This is a genomic window from Saccharopolyspora ipomoeae (assembly GCF_029952525.1).
Lineage (GTDB): Bacteria > Actinomycetota > Actinomycetes > Mycobacteriales > Pseudonocardiaceae > Saccharopolyspora > Saccharopolyspora ipomoeae.
On the sequence record NZ_JASAOF010000008.1, the window covers coordinates 149,791 to 166,498 of the forward strand.

Annotated in this window: 14 protein-coding genes; 7 read left to right on the forward strand and 7 right to left on the reverse strand. The window is 72.0% G+C overall.

From position 1 onward, the window contains the following. Positions 1-80 precede the first annotated feature (80 nt). Both QFW96_RS15335 and QFW96_RS15340 read left to right on the forward strand, forming a co-directional pair. Entirely contained in the window at positions 81-1,136 is a 1,056-nt protein-coding gene (locus tag QFW96_RS15335; RefSeq protein WP_281456317.1) for a hypothetical protein, read from the forward strand. Continuing rightward, entirely contained in the window at positions 1,130-2,422 is a 1,293-nt protein-coding gene (locus tag QFW96_RS15340; RefSeq protein WP_281456318.1) for a hypothetical protein, read from the forward strand. Before QFW96_RS15335 ends, QFW96_RS15340 begins: the two co-directional genes overlap by 7 nt. An 8-nt stretch (positions 2,423-2,430) precedes the next feature. Here the strand turns inward: QFW96_RS15340 and QFW96_RS15345 are convergent, their stop codons facing one another. The 3 genes from QFW96_RS15345 to QFW96_RS15355 form a co-directional block, all read right to left on the reverse strand. Further along, positions 2,431-4,530 carry an AfsR/SARP family transcriptional regulator gene (locus tag QFW96_RS15345; protein ID WP_281456319.1) on the reverse strand — a complete coding sequence of 700 codons (2,100 nt, stop codon included), beginning with the start codon at positions 4,528-4,530 and terminating at the stop codon, positions 2,431-2,433. 148 nt (positions 4,531-4,678) lie between these two features. After that, positions 4,679-5,095, reverse strand: a complete 417-nt coding sequence (locus QFW96_RS15350; RefSeq protein WP_281456320.1) for a YkvA family protein — start codon at positions 5,093-5,095, stop codon at positions 4,679-4,681. 59 nt (positions 5,096-5,154) lie between these two features. After that, the gene (locus QFW96_RS15355) at positions 5,155-5,685 is read right to left on the reverse strand and encodes a Chromate resistance protein ChrB (protein WP_281456321.1); all 531 of its coding nucleotides are present in this window, start codon (positions 5,683-5,685) and stop codon (positions 5,155-5,157) included. Between the two features lie 142 nt (positions 5,686-5,827). Here QFW96_RS15355 and QFW96_RS15360 point away from each other — a divergent pair, with 142 nt between their 5' ends. The 4 genes from QFW96_RS15360 (at position 5,828) to QFW96_RS15375 (ending at position 9,702) form a co-directional block, all read left to right on the forward strand. Then, positions 5,828-7,180, forward strand: a complete 1,353-nt coding sequence (locus QFW96_RS15360; RefSeq protein ID WP_281456322.1) for a DNA-binding protein — start codon at positions 5,828-5,830, stop codon at positions 7,178-7,180. A gap of 128 nt (positions 7,181-7,308) precedes the next feature. After that, on the forward strand, positions 7,309-8,364 hold the full coding sequence (locus tag QFW96_RS15365; protein WP_281456323.1) for a sodium:calcium antiporter: 1,056 nt from the start codon (positions 7,309-7,311) through the stop codon (positions 8,362-8,364). Positions 8,365-8,494: 130 nt separating this feature from the next. Further along, positions 8,495-9,013, forward strand: coding sequence for a hypothetical protein (locus QFW96_RS15370; protein ID WP_281456324.1), 519 nt, complete (start codon positions 8,495-8,497; stop codon positions 9,011-9,013). 116 nt (positions 9,014-9,129) lie between these two features. Beyond that, positions 9,130-9,702 carry a hypothetical protein gene (locus QFW96_RS15375; protein ID WP_281456325.1) on the forward strand — a complete coding sequence of 191 codons (573 nt, stop codon included), beginning with the start codon at positions 9,130-9,132 and terminating at the stop codon, positions 9,700-9,702. Between the two features lies 1 nt (position 9,703). Here the strand turns inward: QFW96_RS15375 and QFW96_RS15380 are convergent, their stop codons facing one another. The 3 genes from QFW96_RS15380 to QFW96_RS15390 are packed head-to-tail and all read right to left on the reverse strand — an operon-like array spanning position 9,704 to position 12,867. Further along, the gene (locus QFW96_RS15380) at positions 9,704-10,411 is read right to left on the reverse strand and encodes a class I SAM-dependent methyltransferase (protein ID WP_281456326.1); all 708 of its coding nucleotides are present in this window, start codon (positions 10,409-10,411) and stop codon (positions 9,704-9,706) included. A gap of 13 nt (positions 10,412-10,424) precedes the next feature. Continuing rightward, on the reverse strand, positions 10,425-11,900 hold the full coding sequence (locus QFW96_RS15385) for a DUF2142 domain-containing protein (protein ID WP_281456327.1): 1,476 nt from the start codon (positions 11,898-11,900) through the stop codon (positions 10,425-10,427). Continuing rightward, the gene (locus QFW96_RS15390) at positions 11,863-12,867 is read right to left on the reverse strand and encodes a glycosyltransferase family 2 protein (protein ID WP_281456328.1); all 1,005 of its coding nucleotides are present in this window, start codon (positions 12,865-12,867) and stop codon (positions 11,863-11,865) included. The genes QFW96_RS15385 and QFW96_RS15390 overlap by 38 nt, the downstream gene beginning before the upstream one ends. 215 nt (positions 12,868-13,082) lie before the next feature. Between QFW96_RS15390 and QFW96_RS15395 the strand changes: the two genes are divergently transcribed. Further along, positions 13,083-13,502 carry a GtrA family protein gene (locus QFW96_RS15395; RefSeq protein ID WP_281456329.1) on the forward strand — a complete coding sequence of 140 codons (420 nt, stop codon included), beginning with the start codon at positions 13,083-13,085 and terminating at the stop codon, positions 13,500-13,502. A gap of 130 nt (positions 13,503-13,632) precedes the next feature. Here the strand turns inward: QFW96_RS15395 and QFW96_RS15400 are convergent, their stop codons facing one another. Further along, positions 13,633-16,623, reverse strand: a complete 2,991-nt coding sequence (locus tag QFW96_RS15400) for a glycine--tRNA ligase (RefSeq protein WP_281456330.1) — start codon at positions 16,621-16,623, stop codon at positions 13,633-13,635. Between the last annotated feature and the right edge of the window lie 85 nt (positions 16,624-16,708).

Sequence of the window (16,708 nt, forward strand, 5' to 3'; positions counted from 1 at the left end):
ATTTCCATGAAGGAATCGCGAAGGGCGCGCTTTCCCGGAAAGTGGAACGCGCGTGGTTCCCGGCCGCCCGGGACAGGTGGGTGCGCGCGTCCGGCCGCACCCCGCTGCACGTCGAACCGGAGCCGGTGACCGACGTGCTCGGCTGGCTCGACGGGCGGGTGTCCGCGGACTTCGACCCGGCTGCGGGACGCGGCTGGGAGCTGTCGTTCGCCCGCACCACCGACGGCGGCGCGGTGCTGTCGCTGGTGGCGGCGCACGCGATCGCCGACGGCGCCGCGCTGCTCGACGCCGTGGTCCGCGCCGACGGCGGAACCCCGGTCCCGGTGGCCGAGCGGGACGGGCTGATCCCGACGGTGCTCGACGATCTCGCCGACGGCGGGAGGCAGCTGCGGACCGCCGTGCGCTGGGCGGTCAACCGGCAGCGCGGTGAGAAGTCGTCCCCGCCGACCAGGCCCGTCCCGCCGCAGGCCCCGGAGGGGTGGCGGGTGCCGCACGTCGTCGTCGAGTGCGGCAGCGATGAGCTCGCGAGAACCGCTGCCGCGCACGGAGGTTCGGTCAACTCGCTGTTCGTCGCAGCCCTCTCGCGGATCGCCGCCGCGGCCGGGTGCGCCGGCGACGTCGTCCCGGCGGCGCTGCCGGTCAGCGGGCGGGAACCCGGTGACGCGCGGGCGAACTCGACCCGCATCGCCGTCGCGGGCCTGGACCGGTCGGTGCTGGAGGAGCAGGACCTCGCCGAGGTCAAGGCCGAGTGCAAGCGCGCCTACCAGCGGCTCGCGGCGAGTTCCTCGGCCGCGCAGCCGCTGGCGCTGCTGCAGATGCTGCCGGACGCCGTGGTGCGCCGACTGCCGCCACCACCTGCGGCGACGGTGCTGGCCTCGAACGTCGGCCGCCTGCCCGGCGAGCTGTGCGGGGCTCCGGTGCGCAGCGCGTCGGCCACCGCCCACTACCCCGGCGCCGGGCCCGAGGAGGTCGCCACCATCGGCGACGGCGTCACCGGGTGGCTCAGCGACAGCGGTGAGCGCAGCACGATCTCGGTGTGCGGGCTGGCTCCCGGGCGGATCAGCGGGGTCGAGGAGCTGCGCGAGCTCGTGGTCGCGGAGCTCGCGTCGTGGGGAGTCGTGGTGCGCGCGTGGTGAACCGCCTGACCTTCGACGACGACCTGTTCCTGCGCTCCGAGCGGGTGCTGGGCATCCCGGTCACCAACCAGAGCGTGTGGCGCTTCGACCACGCGCTGGACACCGCCGAGCTCGACGAGCTCGCCCACCGGCTGGGCACCGGGCGGCTGGGCAGGCGCGTGGTGCGCGGCGCCGTCCCGGGAGCGCGGGCGCGCTGGGTGCCGTCGGAGGCGGTGCCGCCGGTGGCGGTACGCCCTGAACCCGTCGAGGACGTGCTGACCTGGGCCGATGCCGAGGCGGAGAAGCGCCTGGATCCCGTGCGCGGTCCCGGCTGGCGGCTGGCCTGCGCGCCCACCGAGGCGGGCGGATCGGTGCTGTCGCTGGTCGTCTCGCACGTCGTCGGCGACGGCGGCGTGCACGTGAACGCGGTCGTCGAGGCGGTGCGCGGTGTCGGCGCCGGACGTCCGGCGCCGACACCGGTGCGGTGGTGGGACGACGTCCGCGACGCGGGCGGGCAGCTCCTCCGCGCCGGGCGCGGCGTGCTGCGGGCCGCGCGCGCCCCGAAGGGCGCACCGCTGCCGCCGGGCACGCAGACGTCCCGGACCCGCGAGCGCGCAGGCGACGAGACCCCGGCGCGCCCGCCGTGCGCGGTCTTCGACTGCGACGCCGAGGCGTGGGACGTCGCCGCCGCCGCGCGCGGAGGCTCGGCGAACACGCTGTTCATCGCGGTCCTCACCGAGATCCTGCTGGCTTCCGGGCGGGTCTCGCCGGACGCGCCGATCAAGGTGTCGCTGCCGGTCAGCACCCGCCGCGAGGACGACGACCGCTCCAACGCCACCACCGGTGTCTCCCTCGCCGTCACCCCGGCAGGCGGCCGCGTCACCGACCTCGCCGCCATCCGCGCCGACAGCAAGCGGGCTTTCGCCTCAGCGGCGGAGGAGAGCCCGACGCGCCTGCTGGAACCGCTGGTCCAGCTCCTGCCCGACGCGGTCGTCGCCAGAACCGCCGGGAACTCCCCGGTTCCGCTGTGCCTGTGCTCGAACCTCGGCGAACTACCCCGAGAATTCGCCGCTCCCACGGGTTCTCCGGCCACCTCGGTCATGATGCGGTCGCTCACGGGCGGCACCAGCCCCGCCCTCCTCCGAGCCCGCGGCGGCGGTCTCACGGCCTGGCTCACCCGCACCGGCGGCACGCTCACCCTCGCGGTCCTGGCCCTCGACCCCGATCACTTCCCGGACGCCCGAACCCTGCGCGACCACGCGGCGAACACCCTCGCCACCTGGTCGATCCCCGCCACCCCCTGGTGACCGCCCGCTCAGCAGTCGTCCGGGATCGCTCCTCCGGCCAGGGCTTCGAGGCGCCGCGCGTCGTCGTAGTAGCGGTCGCCGTCGGCGAAGTAGCCGTGCAGCATCCGGAACAGCACGGTGACCAGGTCCTGCATGCCCGCCTTCGCGGCGCTCTCCGCGGCGCACATGAGGTTGGGGCGCTCGGTGTCCAGCCACTTCACCGCCGACTCCTGGTTCGACAGGGTCGGCATCGCCACCGGGCGCGGCAGGCCGCCCGCGTCGGGGTCGCGGCCGGGGTGCAGGATGCGCATCGCCTGGTCGGCGGTGTGCAGGTAGAAGCCGAGCAGCCGGGCCACGATCGCCGGCCGGTCCTGCTCCAGCTCGGCGAGCTCCGCGGCGTAGTCGCCGAGCAGCGCGTGCATCTCGTAGCGGCCGTAGCTGACCTCGGTGAGCAGGTGCGCCCGCACCAGCACGTCCAGCAGCCGCCGGGTGGTCTGCACGTCGTCGCAGCCCAGCAGGGCCGTGAGCGCGAAGACGCCGATGCGGTGCCCGGCGTGGCGGCAGGTGAAGCCGTAGAGCCGGAACAGGCGGGCCGCGTCGTCGGGCAGGTTGCGGTAGGACCAGGAGAACACCGCGCGCACCGAGGTGTGCTCGTCGCCGGTGTCGAGCGCGTCGAGTCCGCGCTGCTCGTCGGTGAGCTCCTCCAGCAGTTCGGAGACGTCGCGGCTGCTGCTCTGGTGGATGCGCTCGGCGGCGACCCGCAGCGCCAGCGGCAGCCGCGCGCAGCGCTCGATCAGCGGCCGCGAGGTGTCGGCGCCCATCACCTGCTCGCCGAGCCGGTCGGTGAGCAGCGCGTGCGCCTCGTCGGAATCCATGCGGTCGAGGACCAACCGGTAGGCGCCGTCGCGGGCGGTGAGCCCGGACAGCGAATCGCGGCTGGTGACGACCACGAAGCTGGTGGGGGTGCCGGGCAGCAGCGGCCGGATCTGACCCGGTGCGGCGGCGTTGTCCAGCACGATGAGCATCCGCCGCTGGTCGACGACGGTGCGGAAGCGGGCGGCGCGCTCGGTGGCGTCGGCGGGGATCGCCTCGCCCGGGATGCCCAGCGCGCGCAGGAATCCGGCGAGCACCTCGGTGGTCGTCAGCGGCTGGTCCGGGCCGTAGCCGCGGAGGTCGACGTAGAGCTGGCCGTCGGGGAAGCGCTCCCGGGCGGCGTGCGCCCAGTGCGTCACCAGCGCGGACTTGCCGACACCGGCGGTGCCCGCGACGACCGCGATCGGCACCTCGGCCTTCTCGCTGAGCCGGTCGAGCTCGGCGAGCTCGGCGTCGCGACCGACGAAACCCGGTACGTCGTGCGGGAGTTGGGCCGGTCGCGTCGGTGGCCGCGCGGTCGGCGGCTCGAACTCGATGTGCTCGCCGGCGAGGATGCGCTGCTCCAGATCGCGCAGCGCGGGACCGGGTTCCAGTCCGAGCTCGTCAACCATCGTGCGGCGGGCGCGGCGGTAGACCGCCAGCGCGTCGGCCTGCCGTCCGGCGCGGTACAGCGCGGTCATCAGCAGGGCGTGCAGGCGTTCCCGCAGCGGGTTCTCGCGCACCAGCTCGGAGAGCTCGGCGATGATGAAGGAGTGCCTGCCGCAGTCGAGTTCGGCCGCGTGCAGCTGTTCGAGCCCGACCAGCCGGCGTTCCTCGATGCGCTGCGCCTCACCGGCGAGCTCGGCCAGGTCGAGGTCCTGGTACGGCGCTCCGCGCCACAACCGCAGGGCCTGGCGCAACAGGTCGGCGCGGCGCTGCGGGTCGAAGTTGCGCTCGGCGAGGTCCAGCAGCGTCTCGAACCGCTCCGAGTCGAGTTCGTCGGGCTCGACCTGCAGCAGGTACCCGCCCGCGTCGGAGACCAGGCGCTCGGGTTCGCCGAGGGTCTTGCGCAGCCGGTGCACCAGCAGGTGCAGCTTGCTGCCGCCGCGGCGCTCGGGTTCGCCGCCCCACAGCGCCGTCGACAACCACTCGGCGGAAACCGGGGTGTTGGCGTGCGCGAGGAGCAGCCCGAGCAGACGTTGCCGCAGCAGACCGGGAACCGGTACCTCCACGGTGCCGTGCCGCACCCGAACCGGTCCCAGCACGTCGAACCGCAACGGAATTCCACCCCCACGCAGAGAACGAGGTCACGCCGATCTCCCGAGTTTCCTCGGGTTCGGGGTGCGCACGCAAGAAATGCGGCGGTGTTTCTTCCGAATCTCCCCGATGTTTCCAGTGGAGTATTCCAAGAACGAGAAATCCGCTCTAATCCACCGCGTGCACGCGCAATCCGGCCAGCCGCGACAGCGCCGCGAAACCCTCGTCGGAACCCGGCCAGTGCCGCTGCACGGCCTCCGGACCGGCCTTGCGGACCACCGAGCGCAGCACCGCCACGACGACGATGGCGTCGTCGGCGTAGCCCAGCACCGGGACGAAGTCGGGCACCAGGTCGAACGGCAGCGCGAGGTAGGCCAGCAGCGCGCCGAGCCGGAACCGCACGCCGCGCGGCATGCCGGGGTCGGCCGCGAGCCTGCGCAGCAGCCGCAGCGTGTCCGGCAGCAGCCGCAGCGCCTCGGTCAGCATGCCCTTGCGCGGGCACATCACGAGCAGGACCACCACGAGCGCCAGCCACGCCAGCAGCAGCCCCGCAGCCAGAGACATGAGGATGGTCACGAGCGTCATTCCTGAAGTGTAACGGCGGTTAGACTTCGCTGGTAGTGCCAGTGAGAGATGGCACCAGATCACTCCGCCTCGGCCGCGTAGACGCGCTCGGCGAAGGCGTCCAGCGCCTGCGCGCAGCGCTCGACGGCCTCCACGGCCTGCTCGCCGCGAGGTGCGCCGAGGGTGTCGCGGGAGCGGATCTTGTCCATCCAGCGGCGGAGCTTGGCTAGGTCCTCCTCGTTCTCCTCCAGCTCCGCGTAGGTGAACTTGCTCGCCGCGGACTCCTTGTCGAGCTCGGCCTGGAAGTCCTCGCAGCGCGAGAGGACCTCGTCGTACTCGGCGTCGCGGGCGGCGTTGAACGCGGCGACGACCTCGTCCTGCCCGGCCAGGGCCTCGGCCCGCAGCAGCTGCCCGGTGCCGCCCATGCCCTCGATCTCGGCGCGGAGCTTGCGCAGCGTCCGCTCCGCCTCGACCGAGGACGGCAGCACCGCCACCGAGTTCGCCAGGTACACCGCCCCGGCCGCCTTGAGCCGTCGCCACACGGTCGCCCGCAGCCGCGAGGGCTCGCCCGGCACCCGGTACACCAGCATCAACCACGCCCCACCAGTCACTCCCCCAGTCTCGCGCACCGGACGGCGCGCGGATCTCGCAACCCCGTGGCCTGCGCAGACGGGTTGAGCCGGAGAGCTGAGATCGCTAGCCTGTGATGGGGGTCACGGTGATGCTGCGTTGGCGATGGGCAGGTGGCTACCGGTGACGATCAGCGCGGAACCCGTGGCGCGGGCCCGGGAGGACTTCGCCGCCGGCCGCGACGTCGCAGCGGGTGTGCGCCCGGAGATCCTCGCCTCCTGGTCGCGCTGCCGCGACCGCTACGACGTCGATCCGGCGCTGCGCATCGCGCCCGCCGCGCCCGAGCACGCCGACCACTGCCTGGAGCAGGAGGTCGTCCTCGCCGAGCTCGGCGGGCTCGCCGCCATCGCCGGGCAGGAGATGGAGAGCTCCGGCGGTCTCATCGCGGTCGCCGACGGCTCCGGCCGCGTCCTGGCCAGCTACGGCGACCCGGAGGCGCAGCGCCGCGCCGAGGCCAGCAACCTCGCCCCGCGCGCCACCTGGGCCGAGGACACCACCGGCACCAACGGCCTGGGCACCGCCCTGGAGACCACCGGGGCGGTGACCGTCACCGGCGCCGAGCACTGGTGCGAGGGCTTCCACGACTGGGCCTGCGCGGGCATCGCCGTGCGCGACGTCGTCACCGGCGCACCGATCGGGATGCTCGACATCTCCCGCTGGGGCGAACCGCTGTCCGACCGGACGACCGGGTGGCTGGAGCGCGCGGCGCGCGGCGTCGAGGCCGAGCTGCACCAGCGCGCCGTGGCCGACGGGCGGCGGCTGGTCGCCGCGTTCGCCGAGCAGCAGCCCCGGACCCGGAACCCGCTGCTGGGCGTGGACGTCGGCGGGCGCGCCGTCATCGGCAACGACGCCGCCGCCGACCTGCTCGGACTCCCCGGATCGACCCCGATGATCGCCCCCGGTGACCGCCGGGAACCCGATGCCGCCGAACTGTCCACAGTGGTCGCGTGGGCGGCCGGACGCGCCTCCGGCGCCCCCGACTGGACCGGGTCCGCGCTGCTCACCACGCCCTCCGGAGAACGACCGATCACCCTGCGGCCGCTGCACGTCGAGGACCGGCTGGTCGGGTTCACCTGCGAGTTCGGCGTCGCCGACGGTGAACCGCACACCCCGCGCGGCGACCACGTCCCCTCCCCCGCGCCGGACCGGATCATCGGCCTGCGCAACGAACGGCTGGTCGTGCTGATGCCCGCCGAGGTCCGCTACGCCGAGGCCGACCGCAACACCGTGTGGCTGAGCACCGACCGGGGCCGGATCCAGGCCGCCATGCGCGGTCTCGACCACGTCGACGAGGTCCTGACGCCGCACGGTTTCTGCCGCGTGCACCGGCGTTTCCTGGTCAACATGCGCCGCGTCGCCGAACTCGAACGCGGTGGCCGGGGCGAGCTGCTGCTCATCACCGACCCGCGCGCGCCGGAGTTCATCCCGGTCGCCCGCAGGCACGTGGCGCAGGTGCGGCGCATCCTGGGCGTCTAGACCGCCCGTTCCGGGATCGCGGCCGCTCGTTGCGGATGATCTCCCGCCCGTGGTGCGGAAGCTTGCCCGCCGGTTCCGGCCGCTCCATGGTGTTGTGAGCTCCCGTCGGCACGAGGATTCGAGGTGTCATGGAATCGATGCTCGTCTTCGCCGCCGGTGCGGCGCTGCTGATCTACAGCGCGGAGAAGCTGGTCGGCTACCTCGTGGGAATGGCGGCGGGACTGCGGATTTCGCTGTTCCTGCTGGCGATCATCTTCACCGGCATCGAGTTCGACGACATCTTCCTCGGCGTGGCGCTCAACCTGGAGGACCTCGACGGGGTCGCGCTCGGCATCGTGTTCGGCACCGCCCTGTCGCTGCCGGGCGTCGTGCTTGCCGTCGCCGCGCTGCTCACCCCGACGAAGGTGAACATCCCGCGCGACTACCTGGCGCTGTTCGCCTGCGCACCCCTGGTGCTGGTGGGATTCGTGGCGTTCGTGCCGATGACCGCCCTGACCGGTGTGGTGCTGCTGGCGCTGTTCATCGCGTTCCTCGGCTACGTCGTGGTCCGCGAGTCCCGCAGCTCGCAGCCGGTGTTCCGCGACGCGGAGCTCTACGAGGCGTTCGCCTCGACCCGCGACCGCGGCGGCACGGCCGTGGCCGAGCTGCCGCCCGACGTGCCCAAGCAGCCCGGGTTCGCCGACCAGATGCCCTTCGCCTCGGCCCGCAGGCTCTCCGGCTGGGCCGGTGCCGGACTGGCCCTGCTCGCCCTGGTCGGCCTCATCGTGGGCGCCTCGGCGACCGGGATGGGCACCGAGGGCGTCCTGGAGGAGTTCGGCCTGGAGGGCACCCTGTTCGGCGCGACCATCGCGACGCTGGTGCTGACCGTCGAGGACATCTTCCTCACCGTCGAACCCGCCCGGCGCGGTGCTCCGGAGATCGGCGTCGGCAACGTCATCGGCAGCGTGCTGTTCTCGGTGACCGGCAAGCTCGGCATCATCCTGCTCGCCGGGGGCCTGGTGGTCGACTCGAGCGTGCTGCGATGGCACCTCCCCGCGCTGGTGGTGCTCACGGCGCTGGCCGCCTACTTCCTGTCCACCGGCCACCTGCGCCGCTGGCACGGAGTCGTGCTGCTCCTCGGTTACGTCCTGTACTGGGCGGTCAGCTACGGGATGCTCGGCATCGTCCCGGTCGAACTCGACTGACGCGGAAGCCGTTGTCCACCAAGCGAAAACGATCTGGTCGAACGGAGGAGCACCCCGCTTCCGCGGCAACCTCGGGCGGGTCCGGGACGTCTGCTGTGTGTTGGACGTTCCGACTCACCGGGGAGTGACCATGCGACGTGCACTGGGGATCGCGGGCGCGCTGGCAGCGGCGCTGACCGTCGGCGGCACCGGACTCGCGAGCGCCGAACGGGAACCCGTCCCGATCGGGCCGGACTGCTACAAGACGCTGTGCCTGGGCCAGTCCGAGCAGGACGCCCTGGCCACCGGCCTGGTCGTCGACGAGACGCCGGGCGAGCCCGCGGCGGGCTGCAACATCCTGGACTTCCGGCCCGAGGAGGGCCAGGGCCACCCGGGCAACGGCGTGTTCGTCCACCCCACCCTCGGCGTGGTGGAGATCCAGGGCACCGACGCCATGCGGACGCCCGAGGGCGCGGGCTTCGGCCAGACCCTCGACGAGATCAAGACCGTCTACCCGGACCTGTACCAGTACCCGCCGATGGACTTCACCTACGCGCACGACATCCCCGACCGCCCGGGCCAGCGCTACATCTTCGCGTTCAAGGACGACGGCCACCTCGCCGACTTCGGCCTGGAGGACGTCGCGGGCATGGACGCCTGCAGACCCTGATATTCGCACTGTCTTCGCAGGTCGAGGCCGTCGGGGTCGGATTTCAGGGTTCGGTCTCCTCCGGGGCGCCGGTAGCGTTCGAGCGACGTCCGAACACCCTGGGGGAGATCCGCACGATGACCCGCAAGTCCTACGAAGAGCAGGCCCGCGAGCTCGCCGCCACCACCGGCCGCAGCTACGACGACGCGCTGCGCGTGGTCGAGATCACGCGCAAGACCAGGCCCACCGTCGATGAAGCCGCGTTCGCGCTCGGCCACCCGCTGGCGGTGCTGGCCGACGGCCCGACCGCCCCGGTCGTCGTCGGCACCTCCGGGCTCGGCCCCCAACTGCGGGACGTGCGCATCGCCTACGTCGGAACCGACCGCTACCCGGACTTCGTGGTGATCACCAGCATCCCGATGCCCGGCGAGGACGTCGAGGACCTCCTGCTGACCGAGGTGCTGTCCAACTTCCTGCGCTTCCGGAACAAGTCGCACGAGGAGCTGAAGCGCACCAGCCCGCGGGAGAGCTGGGATCGAGCCAACGCCGCCGTCCCCGATTCCACCGAGATCGCCTTCGCCGGCGTCACCACCCGGGGAACCCGGATCAGCGCGGACGGGATCAGCGCCGTGCGCGTGCCCTACCTGCACGGCCAGATCGTCGTCGGCACCAGCGGCACCGACGTCCCGGCACTAGCTCTGACCGGCTGAGTCAGGGACGGCGCGCGACCGCGAACACCGACTGGCCGAACGGCATCCGCAGGCGGGACTCGATGCGGCGTTCGACGGGCACGTAGAGCTTGTCGTAGGCGGTGAGCATCGGCCCCTCCTTCGGGCGCCCGCCCAGCAGCCTGCAGGTCACGTACCAGGCCAGCAGGCCGGGACCGTTGATGTAGTGGCAGTGCTCGACGGTCAGGCCCGCCTCGGTGAGCGCCCGGGCGAGCCCGGCCGCGCGGTAGCGGCGGTGGTGCCCGATCGCTCGGTCGAACCGGCTCATCGCGAACTCGAACGCGGGCACGACCAGCACGATCGCGCCGCCGTGCCGAAGCAGGCCGGAGAACGAGCGCAGCGCGCCCACGTCGTCCTCGATGTGCTCCAGGACGTTGTAGGCCACGACCGAGGAGTAGTCGGCGGTCTCGGAGATCGGCACCGTCAGCTCGCGGACCGTCACCCGGGCGTCGTGGGCGAAGCGCTTCCGCAGCGTGCGCAGGCGGCTCTCGTCGGCTTCGCTGGCGGTGATCCGGGCGCCCATGTCGGCCCACTCCGACGCGTAGTGCCCCAGGCCCGAACCGATCTCCAGCACGTCGTCGCCGAAGTGCGGGAAACCCAGCGAGCACAACCACTTCCGGTAGTTGACCGCCGAGGTCAGGTCCTCCAGCGCGTCGGACTGCAGGTGGGTGTCGCCGCTGATCTGCGTCATCGATCTCCCTTTCCTAGAGGAGGAATTCGTACTTGAAGGCGCTGGAGAGCAGCGCGTAGAACACCAGGACCACGATGGCCACCTCGGCCCCCCGCAGCAGCCGGGCGCGCGGGATCTCCAGGCGCAGCGGGATCACCCGCGCCAGGACCGCGACGGCGATGACCACCAGCGGCAGGAAGTAGCGGCCCTGCACGCCCTCGATCTGGTACTGGCCGACCGGGCTGAACTCCAGGTAGAGCGTGCCGAACAGCGCCGCCGCGCTGACCAGCACGACCCCGGCGGAGGTGATCCACTGCGCGCGGGTAGCGCGCATCCGATCGGTGATGCCGAACGCCAGCGCGCCCGCTGCCAGCGTCGCCAGCCCGGCCGTGGCCGGGGCCAGCACGAAGCTGCTGCCGAACACGCCGAAGAACCCGGTGACGATCCCCTGCTCCTGCGCCGCGAAGGTCCTGGCCAGCAGCCCGGGCACGTCGGTGAGGTGGGTGAGCAGGTACTGCACCTGCAGACCTGGGTCGATGACCTCGTTCGGGCGCATGGTGTGCATGCCCTCGCTGGTCCGCGCCGACAGCGCCGTCCAGATCCCGAACCCGGTGACCCCGGCGGCGGTCGCGGCGATGCCCGCCCAGCGACGCGCGGCCATCCGCGAGCCCGGGACGAGCGGCAGCAGCAGCACCAGCAGCACGTAGGTCGGTTTCGCCAGCGGCAGCAGGATCGCGGCCGCGAACAGCAGCGCGGTCTCCCACCGCGACAGCCTCTTCGCGAGGAGGACCGCCTTGACGAACAGCGCGCCGAACAGCAGGGACAGCGCGTTGGTCAGCGCGTCCGCGGTGATCATCCCGGCGACGAACACCGTCATCGGCATCAGCGCCACCACGAACACCACCCACCGGAACCGCAGACCGCGCAGCGCCCGCAGCGCCAGCCAGACGACGCCGGTGAAGGCCAGGACGTCGGCCAGCCGCATCAGCGTCAGCGCCAGCCCCACCGAACCGTCGACGACCTCGACGGCGCGCAGCGCCAGGGCGCTGGGGACGTAGGCGACCGGCGAGTACGAGGAGGTGTTGACGAACCCCACGTCCACCAGCGGCGCGTTGAGCGGCTGGGCGAGCAACTCGGCGTAGGCCTCCGGGTGCGCGACGCCGTGCTCCGGGAAGGCGGGGACGTTGTTGAAGCCGTTGGCGGCGAAGTGCGACAGCTCGGCGACGGTCTCCGGGATGGGCCCGCCGTAGACGACCTCGGAGCCCGGGACCAGCTGCGGCAGGATGCGGCCGTGGTCGACGGCGTAGGCGCGGGAGAAGTGCGTGGTCTCGTCGAAACCCCACAGCGGCGGCGTGATCAGCGCGAACGCGCAGCCGAACAGCAGGCTCAGCGCCACGAACACCAGGCCGCACGGGTCCTTCGGTCGCCGCCGGGGTTCGGGCACCGGCGGCGCGGCGGGTTCCGCGACGTCGTCAACGTGCTCGAACGCGGTGGTGTCGGTGTTCGTCACTCTCATCTCCGTCGTCGTCGAGGGCGGGCAGGGCGAGGTAGGCCAGTCGCGTCGCCTCCCGCCGGGAGCGGCGCAGGCCGTCCAGCACGAGGCCGCTGACCAGCATCAGCAGGGCCAGGATCATCAGCGAGGAGGCCAGGATCGCCGTGGGGAGCCGGGGCACGACGCCGGTCTCGGCGAACTCGGCGATCACCGGGAACCCGAGCAGCAGGCCGACCGCGGCCAGCACCAGCGAGATCAGTCCGAAGTAGAGCATCGGGCGCTCGTGCCGGGTGAGCTCGCCGATGAGCCACAGGATGCGGCTGCCGTCGTGGACCGTGCGGAGCTTGCTCTCGCTGCCCTCGGGGCGTTCCTTGAACCCGACCGGGACCTCCACCTGCGGGACGCGGAGGTTCATGGCGTGCACGGTCAGCTCGGTCTCGATCTCGAACTCCCGCGACGCGGCCGGGAAGGACTTCACGAAGCGCCGCGACAGCACCCGGTAGCCGCTGAGCATGTCGCGTACCGGCATGCCGAACAGCGAGCCGACCAGCAGGTTGAACATGCGGTTGCCCGCCGCGTGGCCGCGCCGGTAGGCCGTCCCGGTGCGGGTGCCGATGACCTGGTCGTACGGGCCTTCCAGCAGCGCGTCGACGAGCTCTCCGGCGCGGGAGGCGTCGTAGGTGTCGTCGCCGTCGATGAGCAGGTAGACGTCGGCGTCGACGTCGGCGAAGGCCCGCCGGACCACGTTGCCCTTGCCCTTGAGGCGTTCTCGGCGCACGATCGCCCCGGCCCGCTCGGCCATCTCGGCTGTGCCGTCGGTGCAGTTGTTGTCGTAGACGTAGACGGTCATGCCGGGGACGGCCTTGCGCAGGTCGCGGACGACCGAGGTCACCGACAGGGCCTCGTTGTGGCAGGGCACGATCGCGGCGATCCGCGGGCCGCCGGGTTCGGGCAGCGGGCGCAGCTCGGTCGTGGAGGAGAACACGGAATCTCCCGAAACTGTGAAAGCTATTTGCGAATTCACGGTCCATTCGTGCAGGCTGACCGTGGATCGGATGCCCGGCACGTTAGCGCAGCACCAGCGGATTCCTCGAATTCGCGCGGAATCGCGGGCCAACATCGACCCATCGAGCGAATTGCGCTCATCATCCCGAATGATGAATCGTGCACTCCGGGGATTCCGCGGGGAAGGTCGCAACAGTGACATCACTGCTGGGCAAGATCGCGCGCTACGGCGTCGTGGGCCTGATCAACACGCTCGTCTACTACGCGGCGTACCTGCTGCTGCGCGGCGCCTTCCCGTACTTGATCGCACATCTGATGGCGATGGTGCCCGCAGTGATCGTGTCCTACTTCCTCAATTGCCGATTCACGTTCCGCACCCGCCCATCAATGCGAAAATTCCTCCTCTTCCCGCTGACCAACATCACCAATTTCGCGGGCGTGACGGTGTTCCTCTACCTGCTGGTCGAATTCTTCGGAATGGATCAGCGGACGGCTCCCCTCCTGGCCACGGTCCTCGCGGTCCCCGCGACCTTCGCCGTCACGCAGCTCGTGCTCACCCGAACCCCGTCCCGACCCGAGCGGGTGCTGGAGGGGGACAGTTTTAGCCATAATTGACCGGGCAAAACGGACATTGATCATGGGTGATTATGGCTAAAACTGTCCATTGCCGGGGACACACCCCACGTGAGACGCGAAACAGCCCCGGAACCGCGCGGTTCCGGGGCTGCTCGGTGGTGCGGACCCCTCAGAGAGCTCGCCAGTCCAGGACCTCGTCCGCGAGGTCGGTGATGGTGGCGAGCAGACCCAGGCGGGCCTGGCGGAGGCCGGCGTCCTCGGCCATGACCATGACCTCGTCGAAGAACCGGTTGACCGGCGCGACCAGACGGCCCGCGATCGCCGTGAACTCCGCCAGCGTCGTGGTGCCCGACAGCTGCTGGGCGACCTCGGCGACCTCGGCGTGCAGGTCCCGCTCGGCCTGGTCGGTGAGCCGGTCCGCGTCGTAGGCCGCCGCGGTGCCCTCCGGGACGATGCGGCGGGCCCGCTGGATCACCGCGACCAGCGCGGCGAAGTCCTCGTCGTTGATCCGCTTCTCCAGCTCCGCCAGCGCCGTGTCCGCCAGCGCCGGGGCGTCGGCGAGCGGCAGGACGGCCTGCACGAGCCGGTGCTCGTGCCCGGCGTCGAGGAGCTGCTGCTCGTAGCGGCGGACGATGAAGTCGTGCGCCTCGGCCAGCGCCTCGTCGCTGAGCGTCGAGCCCTGCTCGGCGACCTGCGCGCGAGCGGCCTCCAGACCGACCCGCAGCGTCACCGCCGCGGCGGCCGGGGTGGCGCGCAGGATCGTCACCGCACCACCGGCGGCGCGGCGGAGCCCGAACGGGTCGGAGCTGCCGGTCGGGTTCGCACCGATCGCGAACAGGCTCGCCAGCAGGTCGAATCGGTCGGCCAGCGCGAGCACGGCGCCCGGGTTGGTCTCCGGGAGCGCGTCCCCGGCACCGCGCGGCTGCTCCATCTCCGCGAGAGCCGTGGCCACAGCGGGGGTTTCGCCCGCGCGCGCCGCGTACTCGCGGGCCATCGTGCCCGCCAGGCCGGACAGCTCGACGACCATCTGCGAAGCCAGGTCGAACTTCGCCAGCTCACCGGCACGCGCCACGGTCGCCCGGTCGGCCTCCGACAGGCCGGTGGTGTCGCCGAGGGAGACCGCGACGCGCGCGATCCGGTCGGCGCGATCGGCCATCGAACCCAGCCGCTCCTCGAAGGTCAGCTTGTGCAGGCCCTCGCGCAGCTCCTCCGGCTTGCGCTTGAGGTCGGCGCGCCAGAAGAACGCGGCGTCCTCGTAGCGGGCCCGCAGCACCGACTCGTTGCCCTCCCGGACCAGGTCGGTGTCGCAGTCGCCGTTGGCGACGGTGATGAAGTGCGGCAGCAGGCCGTTCTCGCCGCGCACCGGCAGGTAGCGCTGGTGCTTGCGCATCACGGTGGTGAGGATCTGCTCGGGCAGCTCCAGGTACCGCTCGGCGAAGCCGCCGAGGATCGGCGTGGGGCTCTCGACGAGGTTGGTGACCTCGTCGACCAGCCCGGCCTCGCCGGCGAAGTCGACGGTGCCGCCGACGCTCGACGCCAGCTCGGTGGCCGCCGCGACGATGCTGCGGCGGCGCTCGGCGGCGTCGGCGACGATGCCGTGCCCGGCCAGGAACTCCAGGTAGCCGTCGGCGGAGGCTACCTCCACGACCGGTTCCGCCGCGGTGCGGTGCACGCGCGTGGTGGTGCCGCTGACCAGCGAGGACACCGCCACCGGGAGCGGGGTGTCGCCGAGCAGCGCCAGCAGCCAGCGGACCGGGCGGCTGAACGACAGCTTCGGGTCGCGCCAGCGCATGTTCTTGTCGGCACGCAGCTCGCCGACCAGCTGCGCGAGCAGCTCGGCCAGCACGACCGGGGCGGTGCGGCCCTCCTCGGTACGCACCACGGCGACGTGCTCGGCGCCGTCGACCTCGACTCGGCTGAGGTCCTCGGGCGCCACGCCGTGCTTGCCGGCGAAGCCCTGGGCGGCCTTGGTGGGCGCGCCGTCGGGGCCGAACGCGGCGGCGGTCTTCGGGCCGCGCACGGTGCGCTCGGCGTCCGGCTCGGCCGGGGCGACGTCGGCGACCTGCACGATGATCCGCCGCGGCGTGGCGAAAGCGCTGATCTCGCCGTGCTCCAGGCGGGTTCCGGCGAGCTTGGACTCCAGCGAGTCCCGCACCGAACCGGCCATCGTGGACACGTCGGCGTGCGGCAGCTCCTCCAGGCCGATCTCGAACAGCAGCGTCGCCGACTCGCTCGCGCTCGGCAGGTCCCCGGCGGTGGCCGCCGGGGACGCCTCGACCACGCCGAGCGGGTGGCCGAGCTCCTCGCGGCGCTCGGCCCACAGCTGGGCGACGCGGCGGGTCAGGCTGCGCATCCGCCCGAACGCCTTGGCGCGCTCGGTGGTGCTGATGGCGCCGCGCGCGTCGAGCACGTTGAACATGTGGCTGCACTTGAGCACGTGCACGTACGCGGGCGAGGGCAGCCGCAGGTCCAGCAGCCGGTCCGCCTCGGCGGCGCTGGTGTCGAACATGCGGTGGGTGGCCTCGATGTCGGCGTCGTCGAGGTAGTAGCGGCTCATCTCGTACTCGGACTGGCCGAAGATCTCGCCGTAGGAGACGCCGTCGGAGTAGCGGATGTCCTTGAAGTGGTCGACGCCCTGCAGCGCCATGATGATGCGCTCGATCCCGTAGGTGATCTCCACCGACACCGGGTCGAGCACCAGGCCACCGGCCTGCTGGAAGTAGGTGAACTGCGAGATCTCCAGCCCGTCGAGCCAGACCTCCCAGCCCAGGCCCCAGGCGCCCAGCGCCGGGGAGGCCCAGTTGTCCTCGACGAAGCGGATGTCGTGCGCCTTGGTGTCGACGCCGAGCGCTTCGAGGCTCCCCAGGTAGAGCTCCTGCGGGTTGCCCGGGTCGGGCTTGAGGATCACCTGGAACTGGGTGTGGGTCTGCAGCCGGTTCGGGTTCTCGCCGTAGCGGGCGTCGTCGGGACGGACGCTGGGCTCGACGTAGCCGACGTGCCAGGGCTCCGGCCCGAGCACCCGCAGCATCGTGGCGGGGTTCGCGGTACCGGCACCGACCTCGGTGTTGAACGGCTGCATGATCATGCAACCTCGTTCGGTCCAGTAGCGTTGCAGCGCCAGCAGCGCGTCCTGCATCGTCGGTGTGCTGCTCTCGGTCACCGGTTCCGAACCCTTCAATCGCCCGTGGTCATGTGGATACTCTGGGTTTTTCGACCAGGCGCATTCTGCCACGCTCGGTTCCGGC